Source organism: Bartonella sp. AC130YNZD, from assembly GCF_042196865.1.
GTDB lineage: Bacteria > Pseudomonadota > Alphaproteobacteria > Rhizobiales > Rhizobiaceae > Bartonella.
In genome coordinates this window covers 1-1,212 of record NZ_JBHIQZ010000108.1, presented here as the reverse complement: position 1 = coordinate 1,212, position 1,212 = coordinate 1, and the positions used below count along the sequence as shown (strand labels likewise).

At 41.6% G+C, this 1,212-nt stretch carries 1 protein-coding gene; it reads left to right on the top strand.

Annotated elements, in window-relative coordinates; translation table 11 throughout:
* Positions 1–63: 63 nt before the first annotated feature.
* Entirely contained in the window at positions 64–1,152 is a 1,089-nt protein-coding gene (locus ACFINU_RS09925) for a DUF3792 domain-containing protein (protein WP_375667677.1), read from the top strand.
* Positions 1,153–1,212 lie beyond the last annotated feature (60 nt).

Sequence of the window (1,212 nt, the reverse complement as noted above, 5' to 3'; positions counted from 1 at the left end):
TCCCTTTTGGAACATAATTAGCAAAAAGGCATTGTATCTCCAGCATATTCAAGGAGATAAAACATGGAAACTCGCATTCCTGAAAACACACCATTTGATACGAATTTTTTAGGAGAAACGTCTCTAGAAGAAAAGTATTCATTCTTTCACACACCCATTTCATGGTCCGCAATCTTTGCGGGACTGGTGACGGCTCTTGCCACCTCAATCTGTCTCTCTTTTCTGGTCGCAGCTTTAGGCTTAAGCCAAATGGATTTCACTTCTTCATCCCCATTTGAAGGCTCTTTCCTCTCCTTTGGCGTGGGTTCCGTTATCGTTACACTGATTAGCCTAGCCTTGGGAGGCTTTGTAGCTGGACGTTTTGCTGAATCATCAGGGATTCTTCATGGCTTTCTCACTTGGGCTCTCATAACATTGCTGATGACCCTCCAAGCCATCCACGTGGTTTCTAGTACAGCAAAGATAGGAGCTAAAACGGCTCTAGAAAACAGCTCCATGGTCCAACAAACCGTTGACAGCCTAAAAAACAATATTTCCCCTATACTTGCAAAATTAAACAGTGAAAGTCTTGAAAAGTTTTTTGCAAAAAATAGTGACAATGATATCAATTTTGACCAACTTGGTAGTGAATTGCACTCCCTTCTCAATAAAAGTGACATTCCTGCTCTCAACCCTGATCGCTTGAAACAAACCTATCAAGCTGCACTCAATGATATTGGTTCTGCGATAAAAGCTTTCAAAAATGATCCTTCTCACTATCGCACCACTTTAAAAAATCTTGGTGAGCGCCTTTCTGATCGTGTAGAAGATCTCACAACAAAATTTGATCGAAGTGATATCATCAACGCGCTTATGAAGGATGGCATGACCCGTGCGGATGCACAAACAGCAGCCAACCATGCTGTTCAACTCTATCAAAGCGCAGAGGAAAAAACCGAAAAAGCTATCAAAGCCCTTGAAGAACAGGCAGAAACACTCTCAGACAATCTTGAGGATACGATCAAGGGAGCAAAAAACACTGCAACTAAAGCCACAAAAACAGCCTCCAATATGGGGTGGTGGGGCTTTTTAGGAAGTCTGGTAGGCGCCATTATTTCCAGTGTTTTTGGCTATTATGGTTATAGAAGCCGTAAGGACACTTTCATGCTTTAAAAACTTATAGCTCAAAAAGTATAAAACCAATAAAAAGCTGCACGCATAGTGCAGCTTTTT

What these genes read in the sequence shown, in the direction of transcription:
- ACFINU_RS09925 (WP_375667677.1), top strand. Translation starts at nt 64, where the DNA reads ATGGAAACTCGCATTCCTGAAAACACACCATTTGATACGAATTTTTTA.